This is a genomic window from Mesorhizobium sp. M1E.F.Ca.ET.063.01.1.1, assembly GCF_003998155.1.
Classification (GTDB): Bacteria; Pseudomonadota; Alphaproteobacteria; order Rhizobiales; family Rhizobiaceae; genus Mesorhizobium.
Map to the genome: position 1 here is coordinate 1 of NZ_RZSC01001057.1, position 1582 is coordinate 1582.

Here is a 1582-nt window from a genome sequence, read left to right on the forward strand (position 1 = left end):
TGGAGCCGAAGGCCGTGCGCTCGCTCGTGTAGGTCAGCGCGTTGTCGAGCGCCGATTGTGCGCCGCCCAGCGAGCATGCGGCGATGTTGAGCCGGCCGCCGTCGAGCCCGGCCATGGCGATGCCGAAGCCCGCGCCTTCCGTTGCAAGCAGGTTCTCGGCCGGCACCTTGCAGTCCTCGAAGATCACCTGGCGGGTGGACTGCATGTGCCAGCCCATCTTGTGCTCGTTGGCGCCGAAGGAGAGGCCCGGCGCATCCTTGGGCACGACGAGGGTCGAGATGCCTTTCGGTCCGTCGCCGCCGGTGCGCGCCATCACGACATAGAGGTCGCTGTCGCCGGCGCCCGAGATGAACTGCTTGGCGCCGTTCAAGACATAGTCGCCACCGCTTTTCACCGCCCGCGTCTTCAGCGCAGCGGCATCCGAGCCCGAGCCGGGTTCGGTCAGACAATAGCTCGCCAGCCATTCCATCGAGGTCAGCTTCGGCAGAAAGCGTTGGCGCTGCTCGTCGCTGCCGAAGCGGTCGATCATCGAGGCGGCCATGTTGTGGATCGAGATAAACGATGAGAAGGCCGGATCTGCGTGGGCCAGCGCCTCGAAGATCAGCACCGCATCGAGACGCCCGAGCGCCGAGCCGCCGACATCATCGCGGACATAGATGCCGCCGAGGCCGAGAGGTCCGGTCTCGCGGATCACATCGGCGGGAAAGTGTTTGGCCCGGTCCCAGTCGAGCGCATTCGGCGCGACACGGTCTGCCGCGAAGGCCTGAGCCATCTCCTGGATGGCGCGCTGCTCCTCGGTGAGTTCGAATTGGCCAGTGCCCGCATCGACTGCCGCGTCCATGGCGTGCTCCCTGTCGTTTCAGGCCTTGTGGCCTGTCGTTTTTGGCTTTGCGCAGCGACCAATCTAGACCAATGATGCCGCCGCGCAACCCGGCGCCCTGCGGACCGGCTGTGCATGGATTGATCAACGGAGCCCGGCGTGCCGACAGTTTTCGATGAGTTGCTGGACCGGTTCCACCTCTATCTCGCCGGCGTCGACAGCGATCTGATCGCGGACGCGGTCGCGCGCATCGATTGGCACATGCCCTCTCGCCCGCTCGAACCGCGCTCGCTCGGCTGCGTACGCCATCTCGATCGCATCACGGAGCTTGCGCCGCCGGACATCAGGCCGCTGGCGCAGTTCGCGGCCGATCACCGGAACGAGTTGCGCTGGGGGCAGACCTACACGGCCGCCGATTTCGGCCAGGCTTTCATCGACAATTACGGCTGGCTGGAGGTTTTCGGCACGCGCGGGCATTTCGTCAACGACGCGGTCGCGGCCGGCCTGCTGATCCTCGGGCCCGACATCGTCTACCCCGACCATCATCACATCGCCGAAGAGATCTATATTCCGCTGACCGGTGGCACCGAGTGGCGCATGGGTGAGGGCGACTTTCACGTTCGCGAGGCCGGCGAAGTCGTCTATCACGCATCCAATGTCAGTCACGCCATGCGCACCGGCAAGGAGCCGCTGATGGCGCTCTATGTCTGGCGCGGCGGACCGTTGGCGCAGAAGTCGACTATTGGCGGCGCCGGGGGCCGG

2 protein-coding genes are annotated in these 1582 nt (G+C 65.8%); one reads left to right on the forward strand and one right to left on the reverse strand.

What is annotated here, in order from left to right; genetic code table 11:
• The coding region (locus EOA29_RS35940) for an acyl-CoA dehydrogenase family protein (RefSeq protein WP_127222358.1) at positions 1–841 on the reverse strand (841 nt) is incomplete at its 3' end.
• Between the two features lie 138 nt (positions 842–979).
• Here EOA29_RS35940 and EOA29_RS35945 point away from each other — a divergent pair.
• Positions 980–1582 (forward strand): dimethylsulfonioproprionate lyase family protein (locus EOA29_RS35945; RefSeq protein ID WP_127222359.1); only part of this gene is annotated, 603 nt, incomplete at its 3' end.